This window comes from Streptomyces sp. NPDC013157, assembly GCF_042899865.1.
Classification (GTDB): Bacteria; Actinomycetota; Actinomycetes; order Streptomycetales; family Streptomycetaceae; genus Streptomyces.
In genome coordinates, this window is record NZ_JBIBAK010000002.1 from 15,983 (window position 1) to 42,311 (window position 26,329).

Genomic DNA, 26,329 nt, shown 5'->3' on the forward strand with positions numbered 1-26,329 from the left:
ACCATAGATTAGGATGAGATACAAGGCAATGGTCCGGCAACGTCGGGGAGGAACCCTGTGGCGCGTTACACCAAGGAACACAAGCAGGTGACGCGGCAGCGGATCATCGAGCGGGCCGGCCACCGGTTCAAGCAGGACGGCATCGACGGCTCCGGCATCTCCACGCTGATGTCGGACGCCGGACTCACCAACGGGGCCTTCTACGCCCACTTCGAGTCCAAGGACGACCTCGTCGCTCACGTCGTCGCCGAGCAGCTGCGCGCGCAGGTGGAGCAGTTCGGCACACTGCGGCCCGGCCGCGAGGGCCTTGAGGATCTCATCCGCTCGTATCTGTCGCCCGAGCACCGGGACAACCCCGGCAACGGTTGTCCGAACGCCGCCCTGCTGGACGAGATCGGCCGCTGCGGTGACGCCACCAAGGACGCCTACACCCACGGTGCCAAAGCCATCGTGGACGAGTTCGCCGCCCGCCTGGCACCCGAGGATCCGCAGTCCGCCCGCGGTCAGGCCGTCGGGCTCTTCACCCTGGCGGTGGGAACGCTGCAGCTGTCCCGCGCGCTCTCCGACCGAAAGCTCTCCGACGAGGTCCTCGAGCAGGGAATCGAGAACGCCCTCGCCATCGCGCGATGCACGTCAGCACCGGCTGGATGACCTGGCACGGGCCGGGACGCCGGTGCCGCGTGAGCGGGTGGCCCCCGGGGCAACTGCGATCTCGGGAGCGGCCGGCGCGGGGGTCCTGCGCTCGTACGGCGGCTGACTCTGCGCCCGTTCGACATACGCCGTAGCGGCAGTGCAGGTCCTGGGCCTGGGTCCTGGCGCCCGGACGGGACGCCGGCCGGTCTCCGCATCGCCGTCCTGCACGACAACCGCCTCGGCGCCGCAGGGCCGAGAGGCGAGCAGGTCAGTTACGTCGAACACGTGACGAGAGCCGTGACGCCCGGCGGGCGTCACGGCTCTCGTCAGCGCCCTTGGCCCCGTACGCACACCGCACCGCGGCCCTACGGCCGGCCGAAGAACTCGAGAGCCGTCGGCACGAACTGCTCGTGGTACTGGAAGATGCCGCCGTGTCCGCCGTCGGGGTAGATCACCAGCTCGGAGTTCGGCAGTCGCCTGGCCATGTCGTACGAGTTCGGCGTCGGAACCATCCTGTCGTTGTCGCCGTTGGCGACGAGCACGGGCTGCTGGATGCGGGAGAGATCCTGCGGCCTTGCCAGCCCCCAGCGGTGGATGGCCTTGAGCTGGGAGAAGTAGGAGGTGAGGCGGATCGCCTTGTCCCGGTCCTCGGTGCGTTCCTTCAGGCGGGCCAGGAACTGCCTGCCGGCCCGGCGCCCGTTCGCGGTGCGGGTGAAGAAGAGGAACTGCTTCGGGTCCTGAAGGGTGAGCAGCGCCCGGAGGGTGTCGTAGTGGGAGATCCGGGTCACGTTCTTGATGCCCTCGCCGCCGGCCGGACCGGTGCCCGCGAGGATCAGCCTGCGGATGAGCTGCGGATCGGTCTCGGCGATCACCTGGGCGATCATGGCGCCCATCGAGAAGCTGAGGACGTCGACCTGCTCGAAGCCCAGCGCGCGGATGAAGGTGACGGCGTCCTTGGCCATCTCCTCGATGGTCTTCGGCGTCACGCCGGTGGAGGCGCCCACGCCCCTGTTGTCGAACGTGATCACCCGGTGCTTGGCAGCGATGCCGTCGACGACCCGGGGGTCCCAGTTGTCCAGGACCGCGGCGAGGTGGGTGATGAAGATGACCGGCATGCCGGTCCGGGGGCCGAGGTCGCGGTAGGCGAAGGTCACTCCGTCGGCGGTGACGGTGCGGGTCTGCGCGTTCTTGTACGACGTCACCACGTCGCCTCGTATATCGCGTGCGTTCACGGTCGTGCCCTTCGATGTGAGGATTACCGCCGCCGTGCGCCGGCCTCTGCTTCCTCGCAGGTGGGCGCAGAGCGGTTCCCGGGTCTCCCGGCTGCGGCTGCAGCCCGGGGTCGGCGGTCAGAGGAGGCCCAGGAAGCGGGAAACCCCTTGGATCAGGTCCCTGAACAACCCGTCGACCATTGAAGTATGACCATAATTCTATCAGGGTGCAAGTGGCCAGGCCGAACGGAATGCACAGCGGCGGAATCACGGGTTCCCCGGGCGTCGGGGGTGCACCAGCACAGCGAACCACCAGGGCAGGAGCGGCTCACCTGCGCCGGCGGCCACGAGAGGCCGGTCGTGACCGGCAAGTCGTGGCCGTCCGGCCCCGGACCGGGGACAGCCGACGATCTGTACGACGGTTTCCGGACTTCGATGCCCGGCGTGAGGACGACGCCTGGCTGCGCCCCGGATGTCAGGACGAGGACTGGGCCGGAGTGCACACCGTGGACCACGACGCGACGCCCGCCTCAGCCCCGAACCCCCCGCCACCGGTACGGCGCACCTCCCGCCTGCACCCGCAGCGGACCCGGTGCAGCGCTTGCGGCGCTCGTCGGCAACACCGTCGGCCTGACCGGGGAAGGCCGCTCCATGGCGACGCTGAAGCTCATGGGACGTCAGATCGCACTCCTCGACGCCCTTTGGAAGCTCGACCGGCCCTTCGTCGTCCTGGTCCAGGGCAAGCCCTCGACCCTGCCCGCCCGGGCACTCGGCGCCGACGCCACCGTCCAGGCCTTCACCCGGGGGATGCAGGCGGTCGGGCGGTCGCCGAGCTCCTGCTCGGGCGCACCGGGCCGAGCGGGCGGCTGCCGGTCCACTACCCACCAGGGCCGGGGGCAGCACGGCTACAGGTGCGCCGACCTGACACAGGATCCGCTGTTCGCCTTCGGCGAGGGCCTCAGCTGCACGGCGGCGCACGACTCGGACCCGACGATCCAGAATCCGTTGTCACCTCCACGGGGACGCTGCGGGCCACGGTGACGCTGACCAGGACGGCCGCCGTCGGGCACGGGAGACTGTGCAGGCGTATGCCCGCGACCGCGTCACGAGCGTGACGTGGACCGATCGCGAAGTGAAGGCCTTCACCCGGGTCGGCGTCGAGCCGGGCGAACGGGTCGAGGTGATGATCCTCGTTCTCGCCGGTGACTGCACCGTCGTCGCCGCTCGGGACGCCGCGTCGTCGGACCGGGTGAGTTCGATCCCCTGCTCGGCAGCAGCTCACGCATCGAGGACCTCCGCGCCGCCGCCTTCACCGTCGACCACGGAGCGAGCGCTACGGCATCCTCTGGACGGGCCCGGCAACGCGGTGATGCCCGGTGCGTGTGAGCGTTTCACTGTGAGCGCGCGGGACGGGACGCTTCACGGTCTCTTCGCGAGACCCGGCACCGGGACAACATTGCGTGCCGCCGAAAGTCCAGGTCGCCGGACACCGCCGGCGACGGGAGCAGACCCGCGGACCCCTGTCCGCAGGACAGGCGCGGGGTGACGGCGGGCGGACGACCAGTAACGTGCCGCCTGTCGTGTCGGGGAGCGCTACGAGGTCACGTCGCCGGTACGCACCGGCTGCCCGGGCTCGACGGTGATGACGGCCGGAGCCGTGCAAGGGCCGCCTCACGGCTGTGAGGCGGCCCTTGCACGACGGCTGACCGGCCGTCGCCCGAGGTTTCGGGATCGGCGGCGCGGCCGGCGTCTTCAGGCGGCGAGGAAGTCGGCCACCTGCCTGGTGAAGGCATCGGCGTGCTGGAAGAGGAAGGCGTGGCCGGCGTCGCCGTAGAGGAGGAGGGTGGCGTCGGCCAGGTGCTGGACGGCGACGTAGGACGCGTGGGCGGGGACCATCACGTCGTGCAGGCCGTTGGCGTACAGGACGGGGTGCTTGATGGACTCCAGTTCGGCCCGTACCTCGTCGAAGGGGGCTGCCAGGAGCTGGCCGATCGCGGCGAGCATGCCCTGCGCCGCTGTCTCGGTGACCGCGGGGCCACCGGCGGCGAGCCGGGGCGCGACGTGGGCGAAGTGCTCGTGCCCTGAGGCGCGGGCCGCGTCCGTCTCCGGGTAGAACAGGTACAGCATGTCCTCCTGGTCGGCGTCGGGCTTGGCCATGATGCCCAGGACCTTCTCGCTCGCCTCCGGCGCACCGGGCACCCAGCCGGTCGGGCCGCTGCCCGCCACGATGATCTTGCGTACCAGCTCCGGTCGACGCGCGGCCAGGCGCTGGGCCACAAAACCCCCCAGGGACCAGCCGAGCACGTCGGCCCGCGCGAGGCCGAGGGCCTCGATGAACTCGGCGGCGCCCTCGGCGAATCCGTCGAGGGAGTCGCGCGGCTCGCCGGCGGTGTAGCCGACGCCGACGTTGTCGAACACGATCACGTCGTGGCCGGAGGCCAGGTAGTCCAGGAACTCCGGGTCCCACCAGTCGATGGTCGCCCGGAAACGCTGCAGCAGGACCAGCGGGACCCCGCCCTGCGGACCCATGCGCCGGTAGGTGAAGGTCGCGGAGGGCCCCTCCACGGTGAGGTTCTCGGCCTTGTCTGCCAGATAGGTGCTCATGACGTCCTTCTCTTGTGGGCGGGTGCCTGTCATGTCTCGCGGCGGGTCTGCTCACGCAGCACACCAAGACATGCCGGGTCTGCGGGGTCGCTGCCCTCGGCCGGCGCCCCATGCGGCGAGCCAGGGGCTGTGGATCAGGCCGGCGGCCTGCTCGGATCACTCGGTCACCGGCTCGCTCCGATCACCCCGGAAATCCGCCGCGCCGAGCCGCAGGGCAATTAAATTACGCTCATAATACTAAGCAGGGGCGACTCGGGCACGCAAGGGGGTTCCCGTGGTGAGCGGAGCCCGCAGCCCGGCCGCGGAACCGCCTGCGGGCCGGCGGCGCAAGCGGTCCGGCGCGGCGGGGGCCGGGGGCGGCGGCCTCGCACCGGCCGCGGGGGCACCGGAATCCGGGGTCATTGAATTACGTTCACAATACAATACATTGGAGGAGCCGACGGAGGGCGAGCGGCCCACCCGGCGCGCAGAGGAGTGTGCGGTGCGATACAGGAAAGAGCACAAGCAGGCCACCAGGCGGAGGATCATCGAGACGGCGGGCCGCCGCTTCAAGGAGGACGGCATCGACGGCTCGGGCATCACGGCGCTCATGAAGGACGCCGGGCTGACCAACGGCGCCTTCTACACCCACTTCACGTCCAAGGACGACCTGGTGGCCACCACGATCGCCGACCAGCTGCAGGCCCAGAACGCGAGCATCGTCGCGCACGCACAACCGGGCCGCGCCGGCCTCGAACAGATCGTGCGCTGGTACCTGTCCCCCTGGCACCGTGACAGCCGTGACGTCGGCTGCCCCTCCGCCGCCCTGCTCGACGAGATAGGGCGCTGCACACACCCGACCAAGCAGGCTTACACCGAGGGCGTACTGGCGGTCGCCGACGGCATCGCCGCCCGCCTGGCGCCGGGCGACCCGCTCTCGGTCCGCCCCATGGCACTCAGCTCCTACGCCATGATGGCCGGCACACTCCAGCTCTCGCGGGCCCTCGCCGACCCGCAGCTCGCCGACCAAGTCCTCGATCAGGGCATCCACAACGCCCTCGCGCTCCTGGGCATCGAACACGAAGGGGACACCAGGACGGCGCACTGACCGGCGTACACACAGACACTGCGGAGCGCGCGCCGCACCGCCCACGCCGCGCCAACCCCTCACCTGCGGCGCGACACCCCTACGGGAAGAGGCGTCCACTCGACACCCGGAGCCTGCACGCGGCCCCCTCCCCCCTACGCCCAGGCACGACGTCGCGGGCGCCGTCTGCCGCGAGGACCAGCCGGCGGGTCCGGGTTTCGTGGACTGACGGATCGGCCTGGCGCGGGGGCAGATCGCCGCGCTCCACCGCGTGCGCCAGCACGCCCTCGACGGCCTGGTGCAGGGAGCCGACATAGCGCTGCCTAACGAGGCCGCACAGTTCCGGCTCCTGGCGAGCCGTGTCGTGCAAGGCCGAGAGCAGGTCGACTCGAGAAGCGGCCTGGCTCCAAGTGGCGCGGGTCATCGTCGCGATGAGTTCCTCGCGGAGTCGGCCGGGCCCGATCGTGACCGGCACGAGGCCGTCGGTGAGGACGCGGCCGGAGTGATCGATGAGGTCGATGAGGGAGTACGCGCGGAACTGGCGGTCGGCGCCGAGGTGATCGCCCTGCTGGAGCCGAAACTGGCGCGGGGCGCGCAGGCCGAGTACGTGGTGGCACAAGCGGACTCGGTGGTCCGCGCGCCGAAGGGGGCCGACCCGACGGCGGCGTCGACCCTGCTGATGAACGCGCTGACCGCGCGGATGACGCCGGAGGCTCTTGAACTGTCGCCCGGGGCGACGGTCGCGGTGCCCGGCGCGGCCGGTGCGGTCGGCGGTTACGCGGTGCAGTTGGCCAAGGCCGCCGGGCTGACGGTGATCGCCGACGCGGCAAAGAAGGACCGTGACCTCGCCACCGGCCTGGGTCCCGATCAGGTGTTCCCGCGCGGGGACCAATTCGCCGAAGGGGTCCGTGAACTGCGCCCCGCGGGGGCGGACGGGATCATCGACGCCGGGGTGATGAGCGCAGCGGTGGCCGCAGGCGTGTGCGACGGCGGAGGCATCGTGACCGTGCAGGGGGTTCACCGGGGCCGCGGACCGTGGTGTGCGCTGGCTCCCCTTCTTCGTGAACGGCCTGTTCGTGAACGGCCGCGTCCGGGACACGGCAGCCCTGACGGAACTGCGTGACCAGGCCGAGTCCGGCACCCTCACGCTCCGCGTCGCGGCGGCGTTTCCACCCGAACAGGCGGCAGAGGCGCACCAGCTCTTCGAAGCGGGCGGTGTACGGGGGCGCCCGTACTGCTGTTCTGAGCCAGGCCGCGGCATCGGCCACCAGGCATCGAGGCGCGTGAGTGCCGCAACGGCTGCAAGAGCGCACCAACCGGGCAAGCCGCGGATACCGACCTGCTTGTGGTCACGCCGGGGGCGACACTGACGGCCCGCGTTCTTGTAGACGCCTGAACCAAGGACATCTCGGCGCTGAGCTTCTCAAATGCCTCCGAGAACCCCCGCCCCGGATCGCCCCGCACCAAAGGATCAGGGCCCTCGGAAGCTCGAGGGCGCGAAGCCGTCCGAGCCCCAACGGGCCCTGTTGCCGCTGCGGCGAGCATCCCCCTACATGTTGATCATGTGGCCGGCCAGGCCGTGGACGGCTTCCTTGACCGCTTCACCGAGGGTGGGGTGGGCATGGACGTTGCGGGCGACTTCGTGGACCGTGAGGTCCCACTGCTGGGCCAGGGTCAGCTCGGGCAGGAGTTCGGTGACGTCGGGTCCGATGAGGTGACCGCCGAGGAGCTCGCCGTACTTGGCGTCGCTGATCAGCTTCACGAACCCGCTCGCGCCGCCCAGGCCATGGGCCTTGGCGTTCGCGGTGAACGGGAACTTGGCGACCTGGACGTCGAAGCCCTTCTCCCGCGCCTGCGCCTCGGTGTAGCCGAAGCTGGCGATCTGCGGCTGGCAGAAGGTGGACCGCGGGATCATCACGTAGTCGAGCTCCATGGTCTCCGCGTCCGCGATCGTCTCGGCGGCGACCACTCCCATCGCCTCGGCGGCATGCGCGAGCATCAGCTTCGCGGTGACGTCGCCGATGGCGTAGATGTGCGGAACCGAGGTGCGGCAACGGCCGTCGACATCGATCGCGCCGCGCTCGGTGACCCGCACGCCGGTGTTCTCCAGGCCGTAGCCGGTGACGTTCGGCGCGAAGCCGATCGCCTGCAACACCTTGTCCGCCTCCAGGACCTGCTGCGCGCCGTCCTTGCCGGTGACCGTGACCCGGACCTGCGCGCCCGACTCGTCGATCGACTCGACACGCGTCGAGGTCAGCACCTGGATCCCCAACTTCCGGTACTGCTTGGCGAGTTCAGCGGAGACCTCGACGTCCTCCAGCGGGGCGATCCGGTCCAGGAACTCCACGATCGTGACCTGCACACCGTAGTTGTGCAGGACATACGCGAACTCGACGCCGATCGCGCCGGCACCGGCGATCACGATCGACTGCGGCAGGTCCTCGGCGAGGATCTGCTCCTCGAACGTCACCACGCGCGACGTGCGGCGGGTGCCGGGCAGCAGTTTGGGGCTCGCCCCGGCGGCGATGATGCAGTGATCGAAGCCGATGGTGCGGGTGTTGCCGTCGTGGTCGGCCACGTGGAGCGTGTGCGGGTCGAGGAACGTGCCGCGACCGCTGATCTCCGTGATCTTGTTCTTCTTCATCAGGTAGTGGACGCCCCTGACCCGGCCGTCCGCGACCTTCCGGCTGCGGCGGAAGGCCTCCCCGTAGTCGAAGGAGACCTCACCCTCGACCTCGATGCCGAAGGTCTTCGCCTCGCGCGTGAAGATGTGCGCGAGCTCGGCGTTGCGCAGCAGGGCCTTGGTGGGGATACAGCCCACGTTCAGGCAGACGCCGCCCCAGTACTTCTCCTCGACGACCGCGACGCTCTTGCCCAGTTGGGCGGCCCGGATGGCGGCTACGTACCCGCCGGGGCCCGCGCCGAGTACGACGACGTCGAAGCGCTCACCCTGCTCGTCCATGGACGGCTTCCTTTCCGCTGGGACGGCCCGCCCCCGCGAGGGGCGGACGCACTCCCGATCGAACGATCTGTTCATCAACACGCCGGCGGCGGCATCCGCCACCTCCCGCAGCAGGGAAACGGTGGAGGCGACCGTATCGCCCACCATCTCGAACGGCGGCTTCCCGACGGCAGCTTCAGCGCCACGCAGCGGTGATCTATGCCCGGCCAGCTGTTGCAGTGCGCCCTGCCGCACGGGGGCGTTGGCTGTCAGGCGGTCTCCCTCAGCTGCGGGGAGGAGTCCTCCACCCGCAACACATAGGCCGCAGCGCCGGCGTAGGAAGCCTCGACGACAAGAACGGCAATCAGCAGCGGATGGGGCCACCCATCCGCCACGATGCCGACCACGCGCCCCACAGCCAGGCCGCTCATGAAGGTGAACAGCGTGATGAGCGAAGTCCTGGTGTAACGCGGATCGGAGGCTCCCAGGCAGAACAGGATCGCCACGGCTACGAACAGTGACCCGGAACCGCTCCTGAAAATGTTCGCCTCCGACGGCGACTGGATGCCGACCCCGTAGATGTCGAGCAGGAGGTGGGGAGCCAAGAGATAGATCAACCCGATCACGGCGATCCCGAGGCCCGCGGAACCAAGAACCATCTTCTTCAGACTCATCTTTCCGATACCTCCGGTGGGGGAGCTCATCGAAGAAGCTCCAGAACATGCGGCACGAACTGCTCGTGGTGCGGGAAGACGCCGCCATGGCCGGCATCGGGGCAGACCCGAAGTGAGGCGTCCGGCAGGCGATGCGCGAAGTCGAACGATGCCCGTGTCGGAAGCATGCGGTCGTCCTCGCCGTTCGCGACCAGAACGGGACGCCGGATCAAGGAGAGGTCCATCGGTGCTTGATTTCCCCAGCGAAGAATCACCTTGAGCTGGGCAGCGACCCTCTCGGTGAGGTGCCGGCTACGGCCTGTCAGGGCGGGACCCCGGGGACGCACCCGTCACGAGGGCCACCGGCCGTGTCGCTGTCATCGTCGGCCCCCCGGGCATTTGCATTACGATCGTACGACCATAGGCCGGGAGGGCGTGCGGGGCAACGGGCTGGGAGAAATTAAATTATGATCGCACGTTCAATGTGCTCGGAGGCGGCGGCCAGCCGCCGGTCGGACGAGTGCAGGAATGTGCAGGTGCGATACGGACGAGACCGCAAGCAGGCGACCGCGGCGGCGGATCATCGAGGCAGCCGGCCGCCGGTTCAAGGCCGACGGCATCGACGGTTCGGGATCGCCGCGCTCATGGCGGATGCGGGACTGACCAACGGTGCGTTCTACCCCCCTTTCGGCTCCAAGGACGACCTGGTCGCTTCCGCGGTCGCCGGCCAGCTCCGCGAGCAGGGCGAGACGCTGAGGGCGGCGCCGCCCGACCATCCCGTGGTCGAGCAGATCCTGCGTGCCTCATCTCTCGGTACGGCACCGCGACAGCCCTGAACACGGCTGCCCGTCGGCCGCCCTGCTCGACGAGATCGCCCGCTGCGCGGACGCGACCAGACGCGCGTACACCGACAAGGTGCTCACCGCCATCGACGACGCCGCCCGAGTGGTGCCGCACGACCCGCGGCCGGCGCGCGAGCAGGCGTTCAGCATCTACGCACTGATGGCCAGGACGCTGCAACTCTCCCGTGCCCTTATGGACCAGCAACCCGCGGATGCCGTCCTGGAACAGGGCATCCAGAGCGCCCTCACCCTGCTCGGCGCTGAAGACCTGCGACAGAGCGCCGACCGGAGCAGGGGCGTCCGCGTTTCGCCCGGCGCCGGAGCCTGGCGGTGGGCACCACCACCGCCCCGGGCTGGTGCCAGGTCGGTCATGGCGTCGCACACAGGGGCAAACCGTGACGTCGACCGCAGCGTGAGAGCAGTGAAATCGCGGAGCGTGGGGTACGCCGCGTCCGCTGCGCACCCGACCGAGGCGGGAGTGGGCGACATGGCACAGCTGCTCGCAGGGTTCGCACCGATCGAGGTGGACATCGACGCGATCTGGATCACCGGCCGGACGGCCGGCACCGGGCCACCGGGCCTGCTGCTGCACGGCTGTCCGCAGACTCAGTGATGTGGCATCAGATCGCCCCCATCCTGGCGCAGCGCCACACCGTCGTGCTGACGGAGCTGCGGGCTACGGCGGCTCCGCGAAACCGGTCGCCGGCGCCGACCATACCGAGCACAGCAAACGTGCCATGGCCGCGGACCATGTCGCGGTGACAGCGAGCCTCGGCTTCCACACCTTCGCCGCGGTCGGACACGACCGCGGTGCCCGCGTCCTGCACCGGATGTGCCTCGATCACCCCGCCCGGGTCAGGCGCGCCGCCGTCCTGGACATCGTGCCCACCCGGCACGTCTTCCCCACCGCGGACACCGCCTCCGGGGTAGCCGTCTCCCGCCCGTGCGGGTCATTCGGCCTGCCATGAGACTGTGCTCAGCTGCGCGACGGTGTGGTGCCCGAGGCCGGCGGGCACGTCGAGCCCCGCCGCGGTGAGGATCTCGCGAACCCGCTCTTCGGCGCGCTCACCCAGCCCGTCGTAGCCGTGCTCACCCAGCCCGTCGTAGCCGTGCTCGAACAAGCGCCGGGCCTGTTCACGGGGCCAGCCGGTGGGCATCAGGTGCTGCGATAGTTGCGGATCGAGGGCGGGGAACCGGCGGTACGCGTCCAACAGCCGGGGCCTGGCGGCCAAGGCCTCGCCCCCGCGGACCCGCTCGTCCCGGGGCGTCGCCCACCACCGCCATTCCTTAACGAATATGGCGACCCGGCCGGGGTCATGCACACCGCGGCGCTGCCGCAACCCGGCCAGGGCATCACCACACGCTGCGGTCAGGCCGGTCCCTTCGGCGGCGTCGGCGAGCAGCCGGGCACCGGCGTGACCGACCACGCCACGCCCGTCAGCACTCACGATGGTCTTCGGACGCGACCCGGTAGCCCTCACTCGGCAGGTGCTCCTTCCATGGCGAACGATCAGGGCCTTCGACAGCCCAGATCATCCCAGATAGCACACCTTCCTCATTTCCGATCATGAACCGCGGGCAGGCTTCCTGAAAGGCCCGGGCTAAACAGCCCTTCCGTCAGCCAGGAAAGGCCGCAGATGCGCCAGCAGCGCTGTCGGCTGCTCCTCCGGGATGAAATGGCCGCACTCGGGGATCTCGGCACCGGTGACGTCGTCCGCGTACTCGCGCCAGATTTCCAGCGTCGGCAGGCGGGAGGGCAGCCCCACGGAACCCCACAGCGCCAGTACCGGCATGGTGAGGCGCCGGCCCTCGGCGGCGTCGATGTCGTCGAGGGCGACGTCCTGCTCCATGGCGCGGTAGTCGTCGAAACTCGCGCGCAGGGCACCCGGACGGGAGAACGCCCGGACGTAGGCGTCGACCGCTTCGGGTGTCAGGCCGTGGCGGTTGTAGGTCCAGCGCTCGAAGAAGTACTCGAGATATCCGCGGATGTCGCGTCCCACGAGGCGCTCCGGCAGGTCGGGTTGCATCTGGAACAGCCAGTGCCAGTACCCGGAGGCGAGGGAGGCATCCAAGCGGCGGAACATCTCCCGGGTGGGCACGATGTCGAGTACGGCCAGCCGCTCCACCTGCTCGGGGCGATCCAGCGCCCAACGGTGCGCCACACGGGCGCCGCGGTCGTGCCCCACGACCGCGGCCTTCTCGAAGCCGAGCGCCTCGACGAGACCGGCGATGTCGGCAGCCATCCGCCGCTTGTCGTAACCGGCCGCGGGTTTGTCACTCAGGCCGTAGCCGCGCAGGTCGGGCGCCACGACCGTGTGGTCGGCCGCGAGATCCGCCAGCACCGGCCGCCAGCAGTCGGAGGTCTGCGGCCAGCCGTGGAGCAGCACGAGCAGGGGGCCGGATCCCGCTCGGACGCAGTGCAGGCGGACCCCGTCCACCTGCGTCACTCCGGTCGTCACTGCCGGCTGTCCCATCAATGCGCCTCCCGGCACGGCTAACCGTCTTAGACGGTTAAGCTAACGTGCAGAATGGAGGAGTGGCAACGGACGGCATGTGGATCTGGGACGGCGGGCGGGTCTGCCTGGACTTCACCAACACCCTCCGCTACCGGTGGCGGACCGCGCCGGAGGAGACTCTCCGGAACCCGGACGACCTGGTCCTCTGGCTTCGGCAGGCCGGCCTGCTCACACCGGGCATCCCGGACCCCGGCGATGCCGCCGTCCTGGCGTCGGGCCGACGACTGCGCGAGACGGTCGACCGGGCCGTACTCGCGGTCGCCGACAACCGGCTGCCCTTGTCCGGCGACATCACCGTGCTCAACCGATCAGCAGCAAAGGCTCCTCGACCCGCCTTGCAGATCGCCGTCACGGACGGGCGCCTGGAGAGCGCCGGAACCGCGAGCATCGCCGCCGACGCCTCAGCCGCGCTGGCGCTGATCGCCCAGGACGCCGTCGATCTGCTCCTGTCCGCCGAGATCCGGCGGGTACGTGTCTGCGGCGCGGACGAATGCGCCCTGCGCTTCGTGGACCGCTCCCCCGCCCGCAACCGCCGCTGGTGCTCCATGTCCCGCTGCGGCAACCGCACGAAGGTCCGCCTCCACCAGGCCCGGGCCAGACGCAGTGAGGACACCCCGGCAGACTGAGCCCATCACGAGCTCCTGGCACCACCGCGCTCAGTTCACTCGGCGGGCCTGAGGCGGAAGGCGGGGCCGGGGATGCTCTCGATGTCCTCCGGCTGTACGGCGTGGCCCCGGTCGCAGCGGATCTGGGCGTCGACGTGCGCGCCGCATCCACGGTGCCTGGACAGCATGGCCGGGCCCTCCGGGTCGGCGCGGTAGCGGTCGCCCCACTGCAGGAGCCCCATCACGGCCGGGACCAGATCCACACCCTTGGGGGTGATCACGTACTTCGGCCGGCTCCGCGAGCCCGGCTCCTTGTAGGCCTCGGTGGCCAGGATCCCTTCCTCGACGAGCATCCGAAGCCGCGCCGCGAGGAGGTTGCGGGGACAGCCGAGGACGCGTTCGAACTCGCTGAAACGGGACGAGCCGTAATAGACCTCGCGCAGGATCAGGATCGTCCACTTCTCGCCCACGACCTCAAGGGTCCGGGCGATCGAGCAGTTCGACGCGTCCCGGTCGAGCCGGGGGTCCACGCCGGCGTCCTGCAGAGCTTCGGTCGTTGCATCCATGGGCTGATTCTAACCTCACCTGAGTTTACTTTTCCATACTCAGCAAGTAGCGTCACGGTCGGCACATCAACCCGGCCGCACGGGAAACGGGCGCGCAGGGGGACCTGCCGGATGAATCGCATCGACCACCCGGACACCCGCACAGGAAGGCCGCCGGCATGAAGGCGTTCGTCGTCGAGAAGTACGGCAAGGACGGCGTACGCGCCGCAGAGGTACCCGAGCCCACCGTCGGAGACCGCGACGTCCTGGTCAGAGTGAGCGCCGCCGGCATCAACCCGCTGGACAAGATGGTCCGCAACGGGGAGTTCAAGCAGCTGCTGAAGTACAAGCTTCCGTTCGTGCTCGGCCACGACGTGGCGGGCGTGGTGACGAGGGTCGGTTCCGCCGTACGCGGCTTCGAGGTCGGCGACGAGGTCTACGCCCGTCCGCGCGACCTGCGGGTGGGGGGCTTCGCGGAGTTCATCGCGATCGACGCGGACGATGTCGCCCCCAAGCCGGCCTCTCTCTCCCCGGAGGAGGCAGCCGCGGTGCCGCTGGTGGCCCTGACCGCCTGGCAGATCCTCGTCGAGCGCGCCCACGTGAAGCCGGGGCAGAAAGTGCTCGTCCACGCCGGAGCCGGCGGCCTCGGGTCGACGGTCATCCAGCTCGCCAAGCACCTCGGCGCCACGGTGGCGACCACCGCGAACACCGAGACCGGGGAGCTGGTCGAGAACCTCGGCGCCGACCTCGTCGTCGACTACACCAAGGAGGACTTCTCCAAGGTGCTCTCCGGCTACGACCTGGTGCTGGACTCCGTGGGCGGGGCGAACCTCGAGAAGTCGCTGACCGTGCTGAAGCCCGGCGGCCTGGCCATCAGTGTCGTCGGCCCACCCGACGCCGCCTTCGCCAAGCAGCTCGGCGCCCCCTCCTTCCTGGGCCTGGTCATGAACACCCTCAGCCGCAAGATCCGCAAGCGGGCCAAGGCGCTGGGCGTGCGCTACGAGTTCTTCTTCATGGAGGCCAACGGCTCCCAGCTGCGCAAACTCGGCGCCCTCTACGACAGCGGGAAGCTCCGCCCGGTCATCGACAGCACCTTCCCCTTCGACCAGACGCTCGAGGCGATGGCATATGCCGAGCAGGGCCGCACCAAGGCCGGCAAGATCGTGGTCTCCATGGTTCCCGACAACGACTGAGACGCGGCCGGCAACAGCCCCTCCGTTCCGGCACCGTCATCACAGGACGACCCCGTTGGCGGTCCACATCGCAACCATGTCGCGGAGAGCTGCAGTTGCAGGGGTCCGGGTCATTCGGCACGCCGTATGCCCGCGGCACAGCGCGGCGCGCGGCTTCGGATGCCCGCGCGAAGTGTGCCCTGCCGCCCCACATCCCGGCAGATCGTTCCTCGCCACCACCCGGTCCAGAACGCGCGCAACCGCGACAACGGTGGCACGCTGCCGCCGTGGTCGATGAGATCCGGCTCTGTACGGACGCGGCCAGACCGCTCCCATCAGCGGCAGACCGGCCGTCATGGACAGTATGGCTGCCGCATGGCTCCCGGCCCGGTCGAACATCTGCCGCAACAGTCCGCGAGGCCATACGTTCCCGTTTCGCAGACGCGCGGCCCGTCTGCCCCTCCCCTCGCGCAAGGCGATGTCCTGCTCACGGCGGACGTGTTCAGGACGGCAGCGTCCGTCCGCCCGGCGACGCACGTTGCCAGATGGGAGTGCGGTCCTTGTCGACCAGGGCGGCCCGGACGCCCTCCAGGAAGTCCGGCGTGCGGATGGCCGTGCACGTGAGGCGAGTTCGGCCTCCAGGCACTCGCGCAACGTGCGCTGTCCGCCTCAAGCCGGCAGGGCGTGGGTGATCTCCAGGCTCTGCGGCGAGGCGGACTCCAGGGCGCCCAACGCGGCTGCCGCCCAAGGGGTGTCGAGGCGACGCAGGCGTTTGCCGATCCCGCCGAGGGCCGACGCGCCGAAAGCCCGGTCCACGTCCCCGCGAACCTCCGCCAGCCTGCTCTGCGCCACCGGGGAACGGCCGGCGAGACGGTTCAGGACGACGTCCACCGGCCCATCGGGGCTGTCGGCCAGGGCGTCCCCCGCCGTGTCCAGCAGGTCCGCGGGAACGAAATGCGTGGCCAGCCCCGCGTACAGGGCGTCGGCCGCGTCGGTCCTCTGCCCGGTCAGCCCCGGGTACATGCCGATCGCGCCGGGCAGCCCCGGCAGGAAGCAGCCGGCCCCGACGTCCGGGAAGAACCCGGTCCCGGTCTCGGGCATCGCCAGCACCGCGCGTTCGGTGACGACACGGAAGCCACCGTGGACCGACAGCCCCAGACCGCCGCCCACGCACCGGCCGTCGATGAGCGACACGACCGGCACGGAATACGCGGCGATCCGGGCACTGAGCCGGTACTCGGAGGCGAAGAACCGCTCACCGGCCTCGGCATCGCCGGCGAGGCTGTGCTCGCGGATCGTGCGGATGTCCCCACCGGCGCAGAACGCCTTCGTGCCGGTACTGGCGAGCACCACGGCGGACAGCGGTGCGTGCTCCCATGAGGCGAGCGCACGGTCGACGGCGGAGACCATGTCTGCGGTCAGGGCGCTGAGCGCCCCGGGCCGGTTCAGCAGGATGCGGCCGACGCCCCGGTGGATGTCGGCGAGAATCCCGGCCGCAGCGGTATCAGGCACGGCTCGTCATCTCGTCCCCGCGGACCCGGCTGTCACGGCCATCACGTTCCTTGACCCGCTGCCGGCGCCGCGGGCCTGAGGGGCAGGCACCAGGCACCTCAAGATCCTTGCACAAGGCGCGGAGCGGCCCGACGGGCTTACCGGCGGCCACAGCGGGGCTGCGGCACCGCCTTCGCCCCCCGCCCTGGGACGCGTTCGCCGCCGGTACCCCAGGCTCCAGGTCGGACTCATCACCGCGACACGGCTGCTCGCCCTGCGCCCGTCCCGGTCTCGATCCCGCTCCCGTCATCGGCGTTCCCTCCAGCAGCCGCCCTGTGACCGAGCACCTCACCGACTGCACGACCTCGCACGGGATCAGAGCGGACCACGTCTCACCCCCGGCCTCCAGGGCCCGGGGCGATTGCGCCGCAGGACGTCCCCCCGGTCGAGAGGGGGCCCCTCTCCGATGCCCTGAAGGGCCTCCTCGCCTCCATGAGGCCGACCCCAGATCTGAGTTTACTTTTCTATACCCAGCCAGTGGCGTCATGACCGGCACATCGGCCCGGCTGCCGCAGGGGAACTGGGCACGGCACGCGCCCGAGAAGGAGCACCACCATGGGAGCAAGCCCCCAGGCACACCTGTTCGCGGAGTTCCTCGCGAGCGTGAGCGCGAAGCCGTCGACACCCGGCCTCGACCTGGCCGTCATCCGCGACATCGTCGACTCCAACCACAAGGCGTCGAGCGAGCCGGAAGGCGTCACCTACGCCGAAGCCGACGCGAACGGCGTCCCCGCCCTGTGGGCCATCCCGGAGGGTGCCGACCCCGACCGCGCGCTGCTCCACTTCCACTTCGGCAAATCCGTCACCGCCTCCATGCACTCCGACCGCAAGGCCGCGGGACACATCGCGAAGGCGGCCGGCGCCCGCTCCCTGGTCGTGGACTTCCGCCTGGCACCCGAACACCCCTATCCGGCTCAGCTCGACGACGCCGAGACCGCCTACCGCTGGCTGCTCGCGCAGGGCTACCAGCCGCAGAACATCGGCAGCACCGGCCACTCGATCGGCGGCACCCTGGCGGTGATGCTGCCGCTGCGCCTGCTCGCCAACGGCGAGACCACGCCCGGCGCGATCGTCAGCGTCTCCCCCTGGACCGACCTCACGCTCCAGAACCCGGCAGTGGACGCCAACGAGACGAACGACAAGATGCTCAGCCGGGGCACACTGGAGCTCTTCAGGGGCGCCTGGCTGCAGGACCCCGCCGCGGACTTCACATCCCCCGAGATCAGCCTCGTGAACGCCGACCTGACCGGCCTGCCGCCCACGCTCGTCTACTACGGCGAGTACGAGACCCTCGCCGACGACGGTGCGCAGCTCGGCCGCCGCCTCGCGGACTTCAAAGTCACCACCGAGACCCACGCGATGCCCGAAGGGCAGCACTCGTTCGTCCTGGGCGCGGGCCGCGTACCCGAGGCGGACCAGGCCATCGGGCAGATGGGCCAGTGGCTGCGCAAGCACCTCGGCGCGTGAGCGAAAGCCGCGCCCGACGTCAGGCCTGCCCGCCAGGCCGCCGCACCACCGCGATGCCGGTGACCGGCCCACCGGTCACCGGCATCCTGCTCGACCACACCGGGCGCCATGCGGTACGTGTGTCCGACACCGTCCCGCACGCAACCACACCACCGTCCCGATGCCACAAAGGAGTGCGCGATGGGAACGTACGAGGATGTCTTCCGCGCCAGTACCGAGGACCCGGAGAGCTTCTGGCTGAAGGCGGCGGAAGGCATCGACTGGGATGCCACTCCGCACCGCGCCCTGGACTCCTCGGGCGCGCCCTTCTACCGCTGGTTTCCCGACGGACGGCTCAACGTCTGTTTCAACGCACTCGACCGGCACGTCGAGGCCGGCCGGGGTGAACAGCCCGCACTCGTCTACGACTCCCCCGTGACCGGCACCCGGCGCACCTACACCTACACGCAGTTGAGAGACGAGGTGGCGGCCTTCGCCGGAGCACTGGCGGGGCTCGGCGTGGGACACGGCGACCGCGTCGTCATCTACATGCCGATGGTCCCCGAAGCCGCCGTCGCGATGCTGGCCTGTGCACGCATCGGCGCAGTGCACTCGGTCGTCTTCGGCGGGTTCGCCCCGCGCGAACCCGCCCTGCGCATCGACGACGCGGCCCCCAAGGCCGTGGTCTCCGCCTCCTGCGGCATCGAGGGCAAGCGGGTCATCGCGTACAAGCCCCTTCTCGACCAGGCGATCGAACTCGCGGCCCACAAGCCCGACACGTGCGTGCTCCTGCAACGCCCGCAGGAGCGGGCCGAGTCGGGGCCCGACGGTCTCGACTGGGCCGACGCGGTCGCGGCCGCAACGCCGGCCGACTGCCTTCCCGTCGCCGCCACCGATCCCCTCTACATCCTCTACACGTCCGGAACGACCGGAAAACCCAAGGGAGTCGTGCGTGACTGCGGCGGCTACACGGTCGCGCTCCAGTGGTCGATGGGCGCCGTCTACGACGCGGGCCCCGGCGAGACCATGTTCACCGGCACCGACGCCGGCTGGATCGTCGGGCACTCCTACATCGTCTACGGGCCCCTGCCGGCCGGAGCCACCACGGTCCTCTACGAGGGCAAGCCGGTCGGCACCCCCGACGCGGGCCAGTTCTGGCGCGTCGCCGCCGACCACCGGGTCAAGACCATGTTCACGGCGCCCACCGCATTCCCGGCCACCCGCAAGGAGGACCCGAAGGGAACGCTCACTGCGGATCACGACCTGAGCGGCCTGCGCCACCTGTTCCTCGCCGGCGAGCGCCTCGCCCCCGAGACCCACCACTGGGCGAGCACCCTCCTGGGCATCCCGGTGATCGACCACTGGTGGCAGACCGAGACCGGCCGGCCCATCGTCGCCAACCCGGTCGGCATCGAAGCCGCTCCCCCCAAGCCCGGGTCCCCCACCCGCCCGCTGCCGGGCTGGCACATCCGCGTCCTCGACACCTCGGGCGAGCCGGTACCCGCGGGCGTCGACGGCGCGATCATGGTGAAGCTCCCCCTGCCGCCCGGCACGCTCCCCACCCTCTGGAACGACGACGACCGCTACGTCGCCACCCACCTCTCCGCCCACGACGGCTACCACCTCACCGGCGACAACGGCCACACCGACGACGACGGCTACGTCTTCGTCATGGGCCGCACCGACGACGTCATCAACGTCGCCGGACACCGGCTGTCCACCGACACCATGGAAGAGGCCCTGGCCGCCCACCCCGACGTCGCCGAATGCGCCGTCATCGGCGTCGCCGACGCACTCAAGGCACAGATCCCGCGCGGCTTCGTCGTCCTCAAGACAGGCAGCAACCGAGAACCGGGCCAGGCCGAGGCCGAACTCGTCCAGCTCGTACGGACACGCATCGGCCCCGTCGCCCCCCTCAACGACGTCACGGTCGTGGCCGCCCTGCCAAAAACCCGCTCAGGCAAAATCCTGCGCAAGACCATGCGCGGCATCGCCGACGGCCACGACGAACCCACCCCCTCCACCGTCGACGACCCCGCCGTCATCGAAACCCTGCGCCCCGTCCTCCGCCACGCCGACCGCACCCCGTGAACGACTGCCCCAGGACATGAACCACGGCGAGCACGTCCCACACCGACAGACGCCAGTGCCGATCACCTCCCACGCACCGGACACCTTGACGACTCCCGCCGACCACCGTGCCGACCGCCCGCACCATACCCGTGTCCACACTGATCCGCCCAAGGAACTTCACCGCCAAGTCCAACGAGGCATACACCACGCGACAGCGGACCCCGGCCAGTACGACCCCACGACCAACGAAACCAGATAGACCGCACTGCCCGGCGAACAGCACGACAGCCCGAACACCCCCCGCACACCACCCCAACCCCCACAAAGAACCTCTCCAAGCAGCCCCGACCTTCCTCCCAATCAACAGCTCCTGACCCTGCGGCGGGACCGCCCTGCGGGCGGCCCGCCGTGCTCGTTCGAAGGCACTCGTCATGCGCCGACGCCGCTACCCCTCGGACACCACAAACGCGGAATGGGCCCTGCTCGAAGGGCTGCTGCCCACCCCGGCCTGCGAGACCAGCAAGGGCGGCCGGCCGGAAAAGCATCCCCGCCGCGAGATCGTCGACGCGATCCGCTACGTCGTGGACACCGGCTGCAAGTGGCGGGCCCTACCTGCGGATTTCCCGCCCTGGCGCACGGTCTGGGGGTTCATGGCCCGCTGGGCGGCGGCCGGAATCGTCGGCCAGATCCGTGACCAGTTGGCGGGGCGGATCCGCCGCGACATGGGCAAAGGCCCCGAGCGGTGGCCATCGTGATCGACTCCCAGAGTGTGAAAGCCGCTGAGACGGTCTCCAAGGCCACCCGCGGCTACGACGCGGGCAAGAAAATCAACGGCCGAAAGCGCCACCTGGTCGTCGACACCCGCGGCCTGCCCCTCATGGTCATGGTCACCCCCGCCGGCCTGCATGACGCCGCAGCGGCGAAGGAGGTGCTGTTCCGTCTGCGCCTGATGCACCCCGAGATCACGATCGTGTGGGCCGGCTCGGCTTACGCCGGGAAGCTCGTCGACTGGGCGAAACAGCACCTCAACCTCACGATCAAGCCGGTCAGCCGCCCCAAGGACGCCTCCGGCTTCGTCGTGCTGCCCCGTCGCTGGATCGTCGAGAGGTCGCTCGCCTGGATGATGCACGCCCGCCGCCACGCGAGGGACTACGAACGGCTCATCCAACACTCCGAAACCTTGAGCACCTGGGCGGCCATCACCCTCATGACCAGGCGCCTCGCGCGGAAAGGCGCGACGCCCAGCCGGCCGAGGAAACAGCCCGCTGCCGGCGGCTGACCGGCGAAGGTCAGCTGGACGAAGGAAGCCTCAGCCCATCCCCTTGGGCAGGGCAACGTCAAACCTGGCCATGCGCCATCAGGGCTGCGTGAGGCAACACGAGTACACCGCCCGGACCGGCAAACTCCGCGCACAACGACTCGAAGTGGTTTTTGATCTCGGCAATGACCACCGGGTCCTGACTCGTCACGATCTGGCCGATCGTCGCCACTCCGGCGGCCGGTCCGCTCCACCACTCCTCAAGCGTCGTCTGGTGGTCCCAGGTCAAGGTGTCGCAGACGACGTCCGTCAGACCCGCCTCACCGAGCAACGCGGCGAACCCCTGTTCAGTACGGAGGAAGTCGTCTTCGGGAGCAAGAGCGGGCAGGTGAGCTGGACGGGTGACGCCTGCCGCCTGGACAGCCCTGCCCAGCAGGGCCTGCCCGGCGGCCGCGGGAGCCGCCCAGATGGTGACGGCTATCCGCCCGCCCGGCCGCGTCACCCGGCGCAACTCCCTCAGGGCTTCCCGAGGTCGTCCGACATGGTTGAGAACGAAGTTGCCGACCACGGCATCGAACTCGTCGTCGGCGAACGGCAGGCGAGGCAGAGCGGCAAGCCGCACGTCAGCTTCCGGAGCCGCCAGCGCGGCCCGGGCGACCATGCCGGGTTCGGCATCCACCGCCGTCACCTTCGCTCCCCGCTCACATGCAACTGCGGCGGCGCTGCCAGTGCCCGTCCCGACATCGAGGACCCGAACACCCTCCCTGACCCCGGCAGCGTCGAGGAGCCCAGACACCGGATACGCACAGAGTTTGGCAAAACTCGCAGCATAGGCATCGGCCTGCCCCGCCCACGCCCGTCGCTCGGACTCATCAAACACCGTCTGCACCACTCGTCCCCTCCCCGGAACAACCACCGCCGCGATCACGACCCGGCGGACCTGACGCTAACCCATCGCTGATCAACTGCGACGCGGGTTCAGAAACACGCACTGAGGGCGCCGGAGACGTGTCCCCTGACTTGGGCGTCCGCGCCGCCGAGCGCGGCGAGCATCTCGCGGACGGGCACGTCGATGCCGGTGCGGGTGTAGTGATCGCCGAAACAGTTGCCGCTCAGGAAGCGCTGGATGTGCTGCTCGTCTACGGGGGCGTTCGCGTACATCGCGTCCACGGCCGCGTCGCCGACGATCTGCTTCTGCACCGCCAGGCCCTGATCCATCCGCGTCTCCGGGCTGGTGGTGGACTGGCCCTCCAGCGGCAGGGCGATGCCGCGTTCCCTCAGGACGTCGTTGGTGACGTGCAGGAAGTCGAAGACACGGGCCATTCCGGCCTACGGAACCGCCTGGTAGACGATCTCCTTCGCCTCCACCGGGGTGACGCCGACGGTGAGTGCGGCACCGAGCATCACCCGGTACTCGGCCACCGCGCCGACGGCGATCATCGCGGCAAGCTGCGTCATCAGCCGGGTGCGTTCGTCGACCTCGCCGGTGTGCTGGAGGACTGCGTCGAAGGCGAAGTTGTCGAAGTACTCGATCAGCTCCGGATCGGTGACCGCCAGGGTGGAGACGTGGCCGGGAAAGAGCCGCTCGTGCGCGGCCGTGGCCGCTGCGTTGGGCTTGCGGGTGGTCACGGGCGCACCAGTACCTTCAGGCGGCTACGCTCGTCCATGGCCTTGTAGGCGTCGGCGACCTGGTCCAGCGCGACCTCGGCGTCGAACACCTTGCCCGGGTCGATGCGGCCGGCCAGCACATCGGCGATAGCGGGCTCCAGATAGGCGCGCACCGGGGCAGGGCCGCCGGCCAGCTGGGCGTTCTTCCCGAACAGTGACCCGAACCCGACCGGTGCCTCTTCGTACTGCGGGACGCCGACGCGGGAGATGATCCCGCCGGGGCGGACGATGCCGTACGCCTGCCCGTAGGCCGGCATCAGCCCGACGGCCTCCAGCACGACGTGGGAGCCCTCGCCGCCGGTCAGCTCCATCACCTTGGCGATGCCCTCCTCGCCGCGCTCGGCGACGACGTCCGTGGCGCCCCACTCGCGGCCGAGGTCGGTGCGGGAGGTGTGCCGCCCCATGAGGATGATCTTCTCCGCACCCATACGGCGGGAGGCGAGCACCGCGGACAGTCCTACGGCGCCGTCGCCGATCACGGTGACGGTCTTGCCCGGCTCGACGCGGCCCATGTGGGCGGCGTGGTAGCCGGTGAGGTAGACGTCGCTCAGGGCGAGCAGCGAGGGCAGCAGCGCGGCGTCGACGTCAGTGGGGATCTTCACCAGCGTGCCGTCGGCCTGCGGCACCCGGACGGCCTCGGCCTGAGCGCCTCCGACACCGCTGGCGCCGTACCAGCCGCCGTGCGGGCAGGCGGTGTGAAAGCCGTCCCGGCAGATCGCACAGGTGTTGTCGGCGAAGGCGAACGGGGAAACGACGAAGTCGCCGCGCTGGAGGCCGCGGACCTCGGAACCGGTCTCCTCGACAACGCCGAGGAACTCGTGCCCCATCGGGGTGCCCTCGTCGGTCTTGTCCATCGAATGGTAGGGGTGCAGGTCGGAGCCGCACACGCAGGCCAAGGTGATGCGGACGACCGCGTCCGTGGAATCGACGATCTTCGGGTCGGGGACGTTCTCGACCCGAACGTCTCCGGGCCCGTACATGAAGGTGGCACGCATGGAAAAACTTGCCTTTCGTGGCTTTCAGTAACTCTGTGAGCTGGAGTGACGGCCGGCTGCCAGCACGCGCGGACTGTCGGCTGGGTCAGCGCGGATCAAGACACAGGGTGGCGGCGCGGGCCCGGTCGGTCAGGACGTGCTCGACGATGCTGGTGTAGCGGCCGTACTTAGCCCGGTAGGCCGCGTCCACGGCGGCGTACTCGCCGGGGTCGGCGTCGTGAAAGGTGACGTCGGCCCGGACGCCGCCGGCCGCCACACGTCCTCGGTGACGGGAGCGGGTGCCGCGGTACCAGGGGCCGTCGACGCCTTTGACGGAGCGGACGTAGAGCCGGTCACCGGCGCGTACGACCCACATGGTCACCGGGGCGCGGAGAGTACCGTCGCCGCGTTCGGATTCCAGGTCCAGTTCTTCCGCCGCGCCGATGCTGGTCAGGTCGGAGTCGTTCCAGGTGGTCATGGTTCTCACCTTCCATGGACGGGGACTGCAAGCATCTGTTGGACGCCGGCCGAGAAGCCTCGGCCACCCTGCCGCCGTCATGCGCCGAGACGTATCAGGCATGTCACGCCCTCAGGCCGGTGAAGGTCGAGCCGTCGACCACGAACCGGTACCGGACGTCGGAGGCGTGGATGCGCTCGTATGCGGTGTTGATGTCCTGCGAGCCAATCAGCTCGATGTCGGCCGTGACCTGGTGCTCGGCGGCGAAGTCGAGCATCTCCTGGGTCTCGGCGATCCCACCGAACAGCGACCCCACGAAGGAGCGGCCGTTCTGGCAGAGCGTGAAGACGTCCACGGGCATCGGCTCCGTCGTCACGCCGACGTTCACCATCGTGCCGTGCAGGCGCAGCATGCCGAGGTAGTCGGGCAGGGACACCGGGGCGCTGACGGTGTTGAGGATGATGTCGAAGGTGTTGGCCAGCTCGGTGAACGCAGTCCCGTCGCCGGTCACGGCGTAGTGGTCGGCGCCGAGGGTCGCGGCGGCTTCGCGCTTACTTTCCGACTGGGACAGCACGGTCACGTCGGCGCCCATAGCCTTGGCCATCTTCACGCCGAGGTGGCCCAGCCCGCCGAGGCCGACGACCGCGACCTTGGTGCCCGATCCGGCGCCGAACCGCTTGAGCGGGGCGTAGACGGTGATGCCCGCGCACAGCAGCGGCGCGGCGGCGGCAGGGTCGAGGGCCTCGGGCACGCGGACCACGAAGTCGTCGGGGGCGACGATCGCCTCGGAGTAGCCGCCCTGGGTGTGGGCGCCGGGCTCGGCGGGGTCGGGGCTGCCGAAGACGAGGGTGTGGCCCTTCAGACAGTACTGCTCCTGGCCCGCCCGGCAGTTGTCGCACTCTCGGCAGGAGTTGACCATGCAGCCGATGCCGACCAGGTCGCCGGCCTGGTACCGGCTGACGTCGGAGCCGGTTTCGGTGACGCGGCCGACGATCTCGTGGCCGGGGACGAGCGGGCTGACCGGGAGCGGGTCGAAGGAGCCATCGACGAAGTTCATGTCGGAGTGGCAGATCCCGCAGTACAGGATGTCGATCCGGACGTCGTGGGGGCCGACGTCGCGGCGCTCGATGGTGACGGGGGCGAGGGGCTTACCGGCCTCGGGGGCCCCGAAGGCGTGGACGGTGGTGGGCACTGTGGTTCCCTTTGCAGATCGTACGGGGTGAAGGTCAGGCTTCGGGGATGGCGCGGCCGTAGGCGGCGAGGGTGACGTTCTCCGGCTCGGGCCCGCCGCGCCGGCCGGTCTCCAGCGCGTCCAGGGCGGCCAGCTCGTCGGCGGTGAGGTCGAAGTCGAAGACGTCGATGTTCTCGGCGATGCGGTGGCGCTTGGTGGACTTGGGGATGACGGAGCGGCCCTGCTGGATGCCCCAGCGCAGCAGCACCTGGGCGGGGCTCTTGCCGTGGGCCTCGGCGATCTGGGTGACGGCCGGGTCTTCGAGGACGCTTGTGCGGTGGTCGCCGTAGCCGGGGTAGAAGGTGATGCCGCCGATGGGGGACCACGCCTGGTTGAGGATGCCGTGGGCGGTGTCGAAGTCGAGGACGGCGCGCTGCTGGAAGTAGGGGTGGATCTCAAGCTGGTTGACGGCCGGAACGACGGAAGTGGTGTCCAGGAGTGTGGTGAGGTGGTCGACCATGAAGTTGCTGACGCCGATCGCGCGGACCTTCCCGTCGGCCAGGAGCTTTTCCAGGGCGCGGTAGGCCGCGAGGGTCTTGTCGAAGTCCGACGGCAGGGCCTGGTGCAGGATGAGCAGGTCGATCTGGTCGACGCCCAGCTTGGCAGCGCTTTTGTCGAAGCCGTGCAGGGTCTCGTCATAGCCGTAGTCGCTGATCCAGATCTTGGTCTCGACGAAGATCTCCTCGCGCGGGACGCCGGAGGTCTGCAGGGCCTGGCCGACTTCCCGCTCGTTGCCGTAGGCGGCGGCGGTGTCGATGTGCCGGTAGCCGAGCTCCAGCGCGGCCGTGACCGCGGCGATCGTCTCCTGGGGCGGGGTCTGGAAGACGCCGAGGCCGAGAGCGGGCATCTGGACGCCGTTGTTGAGAGTGAGGGTCTGCATCAC

At 69.9% G+C, this 26,329-nt stretch carries 31 protein-coding genes and 2 pseudogenes; 14 read left to right on the forward strand and 19 right to left on the reverse strand.

The window, feature by feature from the left end; genetic code table 11:
- Nucleotides 1–57: 57 nt before the first annotated feature.
- Nucleotides 58–651 carry a TetR/AcrR family transcriptional regulator gene (locus tag ACFY6U_RS05450; RefSeq protein WP_390035223.1) on the forward strand — a complete coding sequence of 198 codons (594 nt, stop codon included), beginning with the start codon at nt 58–60 and terminating at the stop codon, nt 649–651.
- Nucleotides 652–998: 347 nt separating this feature from the next.
- Here ACFY6U_RS05450 and ACFY6U_RS05455 read toward each other — a convergent pair whose 3' ends face one another.
- Nucleotides 999–1,865 (reverse strand): alpha/beta fold hydrolase, encoded by an 867-nt coding sequence (locus ACFY6U_RS05455; RefSeq protein WP_390035224.1) that lies wholly within the window; start codon nt 1,863–1,865, stop codon nt 999–1,001.
- Nucleotides 1,866–2,513: 648 nt separating this feature from the next.
- On the opposite strand from ACFY6U_RS05455, the gene ACFY6U_RS05460 reads away from it, so the two are divergent.
- Nucleotides 2,514–2,885 carry a hypothetical protein gene (locus ACFY6U_RS05460; protein WP_390035225.1) on the forward strand — a complete coding sequence of 124 codons (372 nt, stop codon included), beginning with the start codon at nt 2,514–2,516 and terminating at the stop codon, nt 2,883–2,885.
- Between the two features lie 37 nt (nt 2,886–2,922).
- Nucleotides 2,923–3,390: a fibronectin type III-like domain-contianing protein gene (locus tag ACFY6U_RS05465; RefSeq protein ID WP_390035226.1), complete on the forward strand. Its 468-nt coding sequence runs from the start codon at nt 2,923–2,925 to the stop codon at nt 3,388–3,390.
- A 206-nt stretch (nt 3,391–3,596) separates the two neighbouring features.
- Here ACFY6U_RS05465 and ACFY6U_RS05470 read toward each other — a convergent pair whose 3' ends face one another.
- On the reverse strand, nt 3,597–4,448 hold the full coding sequence (locus ACFY6U_RS05470) for an alpha/beta fold hydrolase (protein ID WP_390035227.1): 852 nt from the start codon (nt 4,446–4,448) through the stop codon (nt 3,597–3,599).
- A gap of 481 nt (nt 4,449–4,929) precedes the next feature.
- Between ACFY6U_RS05470 and ACFY6U_RS05475 the strand changes: the two genes are divergently transcribed.
- Complete coding sequence (locus tag ACFY6U_RS05475) at nt 4,930–5,535, forward strand: TetR/AcrR family transcriptional regulator (protein WP_390035228.1); 606 nt, start codon at nt 4,930–4,932, stop codon at nt 5,533–5,535.
- Nucleotides 5,536–5,614: 79 nt separating this feature from the next.
- Here the strand turns inward: ACFY6U_RS05475 and ACFY6U_RS05480 are convergent, their stop codons facing one another.
- On the reverse strand, nt 5,615–5,938 hold the full coding sequence (locus ACFY6U_RS05480; protein ID WP_390036502.1) for a hypothetical protein: 324 nt from the start codon (nt 5,936–5,938) through the stop codon (nt 5,615–5,617).
- Nucleotides 5,939–6,214: 276 nt separating this feature from the next.
- Here ACFY6U_RS05480 and ACFY6U_RS05485 point away from each other — a divergent pair, with 276 nt between their 5' ends.
- Together ACFY6U_RS05485 and ACFY6U_RS05490 are read left to right on the forward strand one after the other, a co-directional pair.
- Complete coding sequence (locus tag ACFY6U_RS05485; RefSeq protein ID WP_390036504.1) at nt 6,215–6,637, forward strand: zinc-binding dehydrogenase; 423 nt, start codon at nt 6,215–6,217, stop codon at nt 6,635–6,637.
- Nucleotides 6,591–6,884, forward strand: a complete 294-nt coding sequence (locus tag ACFY6U_RS05490; RefSeq protein ID WP_390035229.1) for a zinc-binding dehydrogenase — start codon at nt 6,591–6,593, stop codon at nt 6,882–6,884. The genes ACFY6U_RS05485 and ACFY6U_RS05490 overlap by 47 nt, the downstream gene beginning before the upstream one ends.
- Nucleotides 6,885–7,063: 179 nt before the next feature.
- On the opposite strand, the gene lpdA is transcribed toward ACFY6U_RS05490, so the two are convergent.
- The 3 genes from lpdA to ACFY6U_RS05505 all read right to left on the reverse strand — a co-directional run bounded on the left by lpdA (nt 7,064) and on the right by ACFY6U_RS05505 (nt 9,353).
- Nucleotides 7,064–8,476, reverse strand: a complete 1,413-nt coding sequence (lpdA, locus tag ACFY6U_RS05495; RefSeq protein WP_390035230.1) for a dihydrolipoyl dehydrogenase — start codon at nt 8,474–8,476, stop codon at nt 7,064–7,066.
- Nucleotides 8,477–8,724: 248 nt separating this feature from the next.
- Nucleotides 8,725–9,129 carry a DUF4345 domain-containing protein gene (locus tag ACFY6U_RS05500; RefSeq protein WP_390035231.1) on the reverse strand — a complete coding sequence of 135 codons (405 nt, stop codon included), beginning with the start codon at nt 9,127–9,129 and terminating at the stop codon, nt 8,725–8,727.
- A gap of 26 nt (nt 9,130–9,155) precedes the next feature.
- Nucleotides 9,156–9,353 carry an alpha/beta fold hydrolase gene (locus tag ACFY6U_RS05505; RefSeq protein ID WP_390035232.1) on the reverse strand — a complete coding sequence of 66 codons (198 nt, stop codon included), beginning with the start codon at nt 9,351–9,353 and terminating at the stop codon, nt 9,156–9,158.
- 399 nt (nt 9,354–9,752) lie between these two features.
- Here ACFY6U_RS05505 and ACFY6U_RS05510 point away from each other — a divergent pair, with 399 nt between their 5' ends.
- Genes ACFY6U_RS05510 through ACFY6U_RS05520 form a run of 3 tightly spaced genes read left to right on the forward strand, consistent with a single transcriptional unit; the run spans nt 9,753 to nt 10,918 of the window.
- Nucleotides 9,753–9,944: a hypothetical protein gene (locus ACFY6U_RS05510; protein WP_390035233.1), complete on the forward strand. Its 192-nt coding sequence runs from the start codon at nt 9,753–9,755 to the stop codon at nt 9,942–9,944.
- The gene (locus ACFY6U_RS05515) at nt 9,907–10,563 is read left to right on the forward strand and encodes a hypothetical protein (protein ID WP_390035234.1); all 657 of its coding nucleotides are present in this window, start codon (nt 9,907–9,909) and stop codon (nt 10,561–10,563) included. The genes ACFY6U_RS05510 and ACFY6U_RS05515 overlap by 38 nt, the downstream gene beginning before the upstream one ends.
- 1 nt (nt 10,564) lies before the next feature.
- Complete coding sequence (locus ACFY6U_RS05520) at nt 10,565–10,918, forward strand: alpha/beta fold hydrolase (protein WP_390035235.1); 354 nt, start codon at nt 10,565–10,567, stop codon at nt 10,916–10,918.
- Here ACFY6U_RS05520 and ACFY6U_RS05525 read toward each other — a convergent pair.
- The 3 genes and pseudogenes from ACFY6U_RS05525 to ACFY6U_RS05535 all read right to left on the reverse strand — a co-directional run bounded on the left by ACFY6U_RS05525 (nt 10,901) and on the right by ACFY6U_RS05535 (nt 12,424).
- Nucleotides 10,901–11,248: a PaaX family transcriptional regulator C-terminal domain-containing protein gene (locus ACFY6U_RS05525; protein ID WP_390036506.1), complete on the reverse strand. Its 348-nt coding sequence runs from the start codon at nt 11,246–11,248 to the stop codon at nt 10,901–10,903. The two genes, ACFY6U_RS05520 and ACFY6U_RS05525, sit on opposite strands and share 18 nt — an antisense overlap.
- Nucleotides 11,240–11,461: pseudogene (locus ACFY6U_RS05530) on the reverse strand (IS1380 family transposase); the annotation flags it as partial. The pseudogene ACFY6U_RS05530 and the gene ACFY6U_RS05525, both read right to left, overlap by 9 nt.
- 90 nt (nt 11,462–11,551) lie before the next feature.
- Nucleotides 11,552–12,424, reverse strand: coding sequence for an alpha/beta fold hydrolase (locus ACFY6U_RS05535; protein WP_390035236.1), 873 nt, complete (start codon nt 12,422–12,424; stop codon nt 11,552–11,554).
- Between the two features lie 62 nt (nt 12,425–12,486).
- Between ACFY6U_RS05535 and ACFY6U_RS05540 the strand changes: the two genes are divergently transcribed.
- On the forward strand, nt 12,487–13,092 hold the full coding sequence (locus tag ACFY6U_RS05540) for a CGNR zinc finger domain-containing protein (protein WP_390035237.1): 606 nt from the start codon (nt 12,487–12,489) through the stop codon (nt 13,090–13,092).
- Between the two features lie 35 nt (nt 13,093–13,127).
- On the opposite strand, the gene ACFY6U_RS05545 is transcribed toward ACFY6U_RS05540, so the two are convergent.
- Nucleotides 13,128–13,637, reverse strand: coding sequence for a winged helix-turn-helix transcriptional regulator (locus ACFY6U_RS05545; RefSeq protein ID WP_390035238.1), 510 nt, complete (start codon nt 13,635–13,637; stop codon nt 13,128–13,130).
- A 158-nt stretch (nt 13,638–13,795) separates the two neighbouring features.
- On the opposite strand from ACFY6U_RS05545, the gene ACFY6U_RS05550 reads away from it, so the two are divergent.
- Nucleotides 13,796–14,809, forward strand: coding sequence for an NADP-dependent oxidoreductase (locus ACFY6U_RS05550; protein ID WP_390035239.1), 1,014 nt, complete (start codon nt 13,796–13,798; stop codon nt 14,807–14,809).
- A 481-nt stretch (nt 14,810–15,290) separates the two neighbouring features.
- On the opposite strand, the gene ACFY6U_RS05555 is transcribed toward ACFY6U_RS05550, so the two are convergent.
- A complete protein-coding gene (locus tag ACFY6U_RS05555) occupies nt 15,291–15,434 on the reverse strand; it encodes an enoyl-CoA hydratase/isomerase family protein (protein ID WP_390035240.1) in 144 nt (47 codons plus the stop codon).
- A 23-nt stretch (nt 15,435–15,457) separates the two neighbouring features.
- Nucleotides 15,458–16,300, reverse strand: a complete 843-nt coding sequence (locus ACFY6U_RS05560; RefSeq protein WP_390035241.1) for an enoyl-CoA hydratase/isomerase family protein — start codon at nt 16,298–16,300, stop codon at nt 15,458–15,460.
- A 594-nt stretch (nt 16,301–16,894) separates the two neighbouring features.
- Between ACFY6U_RS05560 and ACFY6U_RS05565 the strand changes: the two genes are divergently transcribed.
- The 3 genes and pseudogenes from ACFY6U_RS05565 to ACFY6U_RS05575 form a co-directional block, all read left to right on the forward strand.
- Nucleotides 16,895–17,806, forward strand: a complete 912-nt coding sequence (locus ACFY6U_RS05565) for an alpha/beta hydrolase (RefSeq protein WP_390035242.1) — start codon at nt 16,895–16,897, stop codon at nt 17,804–17,806.
- Nucleotides 17,807–17,986: 180 nt separating this feature from the next.
- Complete coding sequence (locus ACFY6U_RS05570; RefSeq protein WP_390035243.1) at nt 17,987–19,876, forward strand: AMP-binding protein; 1,890 nt, start codon at nt 17,987–17,989, stop codon at nt 19,874–19,876.
- Between the two features lie 413 nt (nt 19,877–20,289).
- Nucleotides 20,290–21,098, forward strand: a pseudogene (locus ACFY6U_RS05575) (IS5 family transposase); the annotation flags it as partial.
- Between the two features lie 97 nt (nt 21,099–21,195).
- Here ACFY6U_RS05575 and ACFY6U_RS05580 read toward each other — a convergent pair.
- From ACFY6U_RS05580 to ACFY6U_RS05610, 7 genes are all read right to left on the reverse strand, one after another.
- A complete protein-coding gene (locus ACFY6U_RS05580; RefSeq protein WP_390035244.1) occupies nt 21,196–22,008 on the reverse strand; it encodes a class I SAM-dependent methyltransferase in 813 nt (270 codons plus the stop codon).
- A gap of 86 nt (nt 22,009–22,094) precedes the next feature.
- Nucleotides 22,095–22,439 (reverse strand): hypothetical protein, encoded by a 345-nt coding sequence (locus tag ACFY6U_RS05585; protein WP_390035245.1) that lies wholly within the window; start codon nt 22,437–22,439, stop codon nt 22,095–22,097.
- Between the two features lie 6 nt (nt 22,440–22,445).
- Nucleotides 22,446–22,745, reverse strand: a complete 300-nt coding sequence (locus tag ACFY6U_RS05590) for a carboxymuconolactone decarboxylase family protein (RefSeq protein ID WP_390035246.1) — start codon at nt 22,743–22,745, stop codon at nt 22,446–22,448.
- Nucleotides 22,742–23,779: an alcohol dehydrogenase catalytic domain-containing protein gene (locus ACFY6U_RS05595; protein ID WP_390035247.1), complete on the reverse strand. Its 1,038-nt coding sequence runs from the start codon at nt 23,777–23,779 to the stop codon at nt 22,742–22,744. The genes ACFY6U_RS05590 and ACFY6U_RS05595 overlap by 4 nt, the downstream gene beginning before the upstream one ends.
- Nucleotides 23,780–23,864: 85 nt before the next feature.
- On the reverse strand, nt 23,865–24,236 hold the full coding sequence (locus tag ACFY6U_RS05600) for a DUF2255 family protein (protein WP_390035248.1): 372 nt from the start codon (nt 24,234–24,236) through the stop codon (nt 23,865–23,867).
- Nucleotides 24,237–24,339: 103 nt separating this feature from the next.
- Complete coding sequence (locus tag ACFY6U_RS05605) at nt 24,340–25,407, reverse strand: NAD(P)-dependent alcohol dehydrogenase (protein ID WP_390035249.1); 1,068 nt, start codon at nt 25,405–25,407, stop codon at nt 24,340–24,342.
- A 34-nt stretch (nt 25,408–25,441) separates the two neighbouring features.
- Complete coding sequence (locus ACFY6U_RS05610; RefSeq protein ID WP_390035250.1) at nt 25,442–26,326, reverse strand: aldo/keto reductase; 885 nt, start codon at nt 26,324–26,326, stop codon at nt 25,442–25,444.
- Nucleotides 26,327–26,329 lie beyond the last annotated feature (3 nt).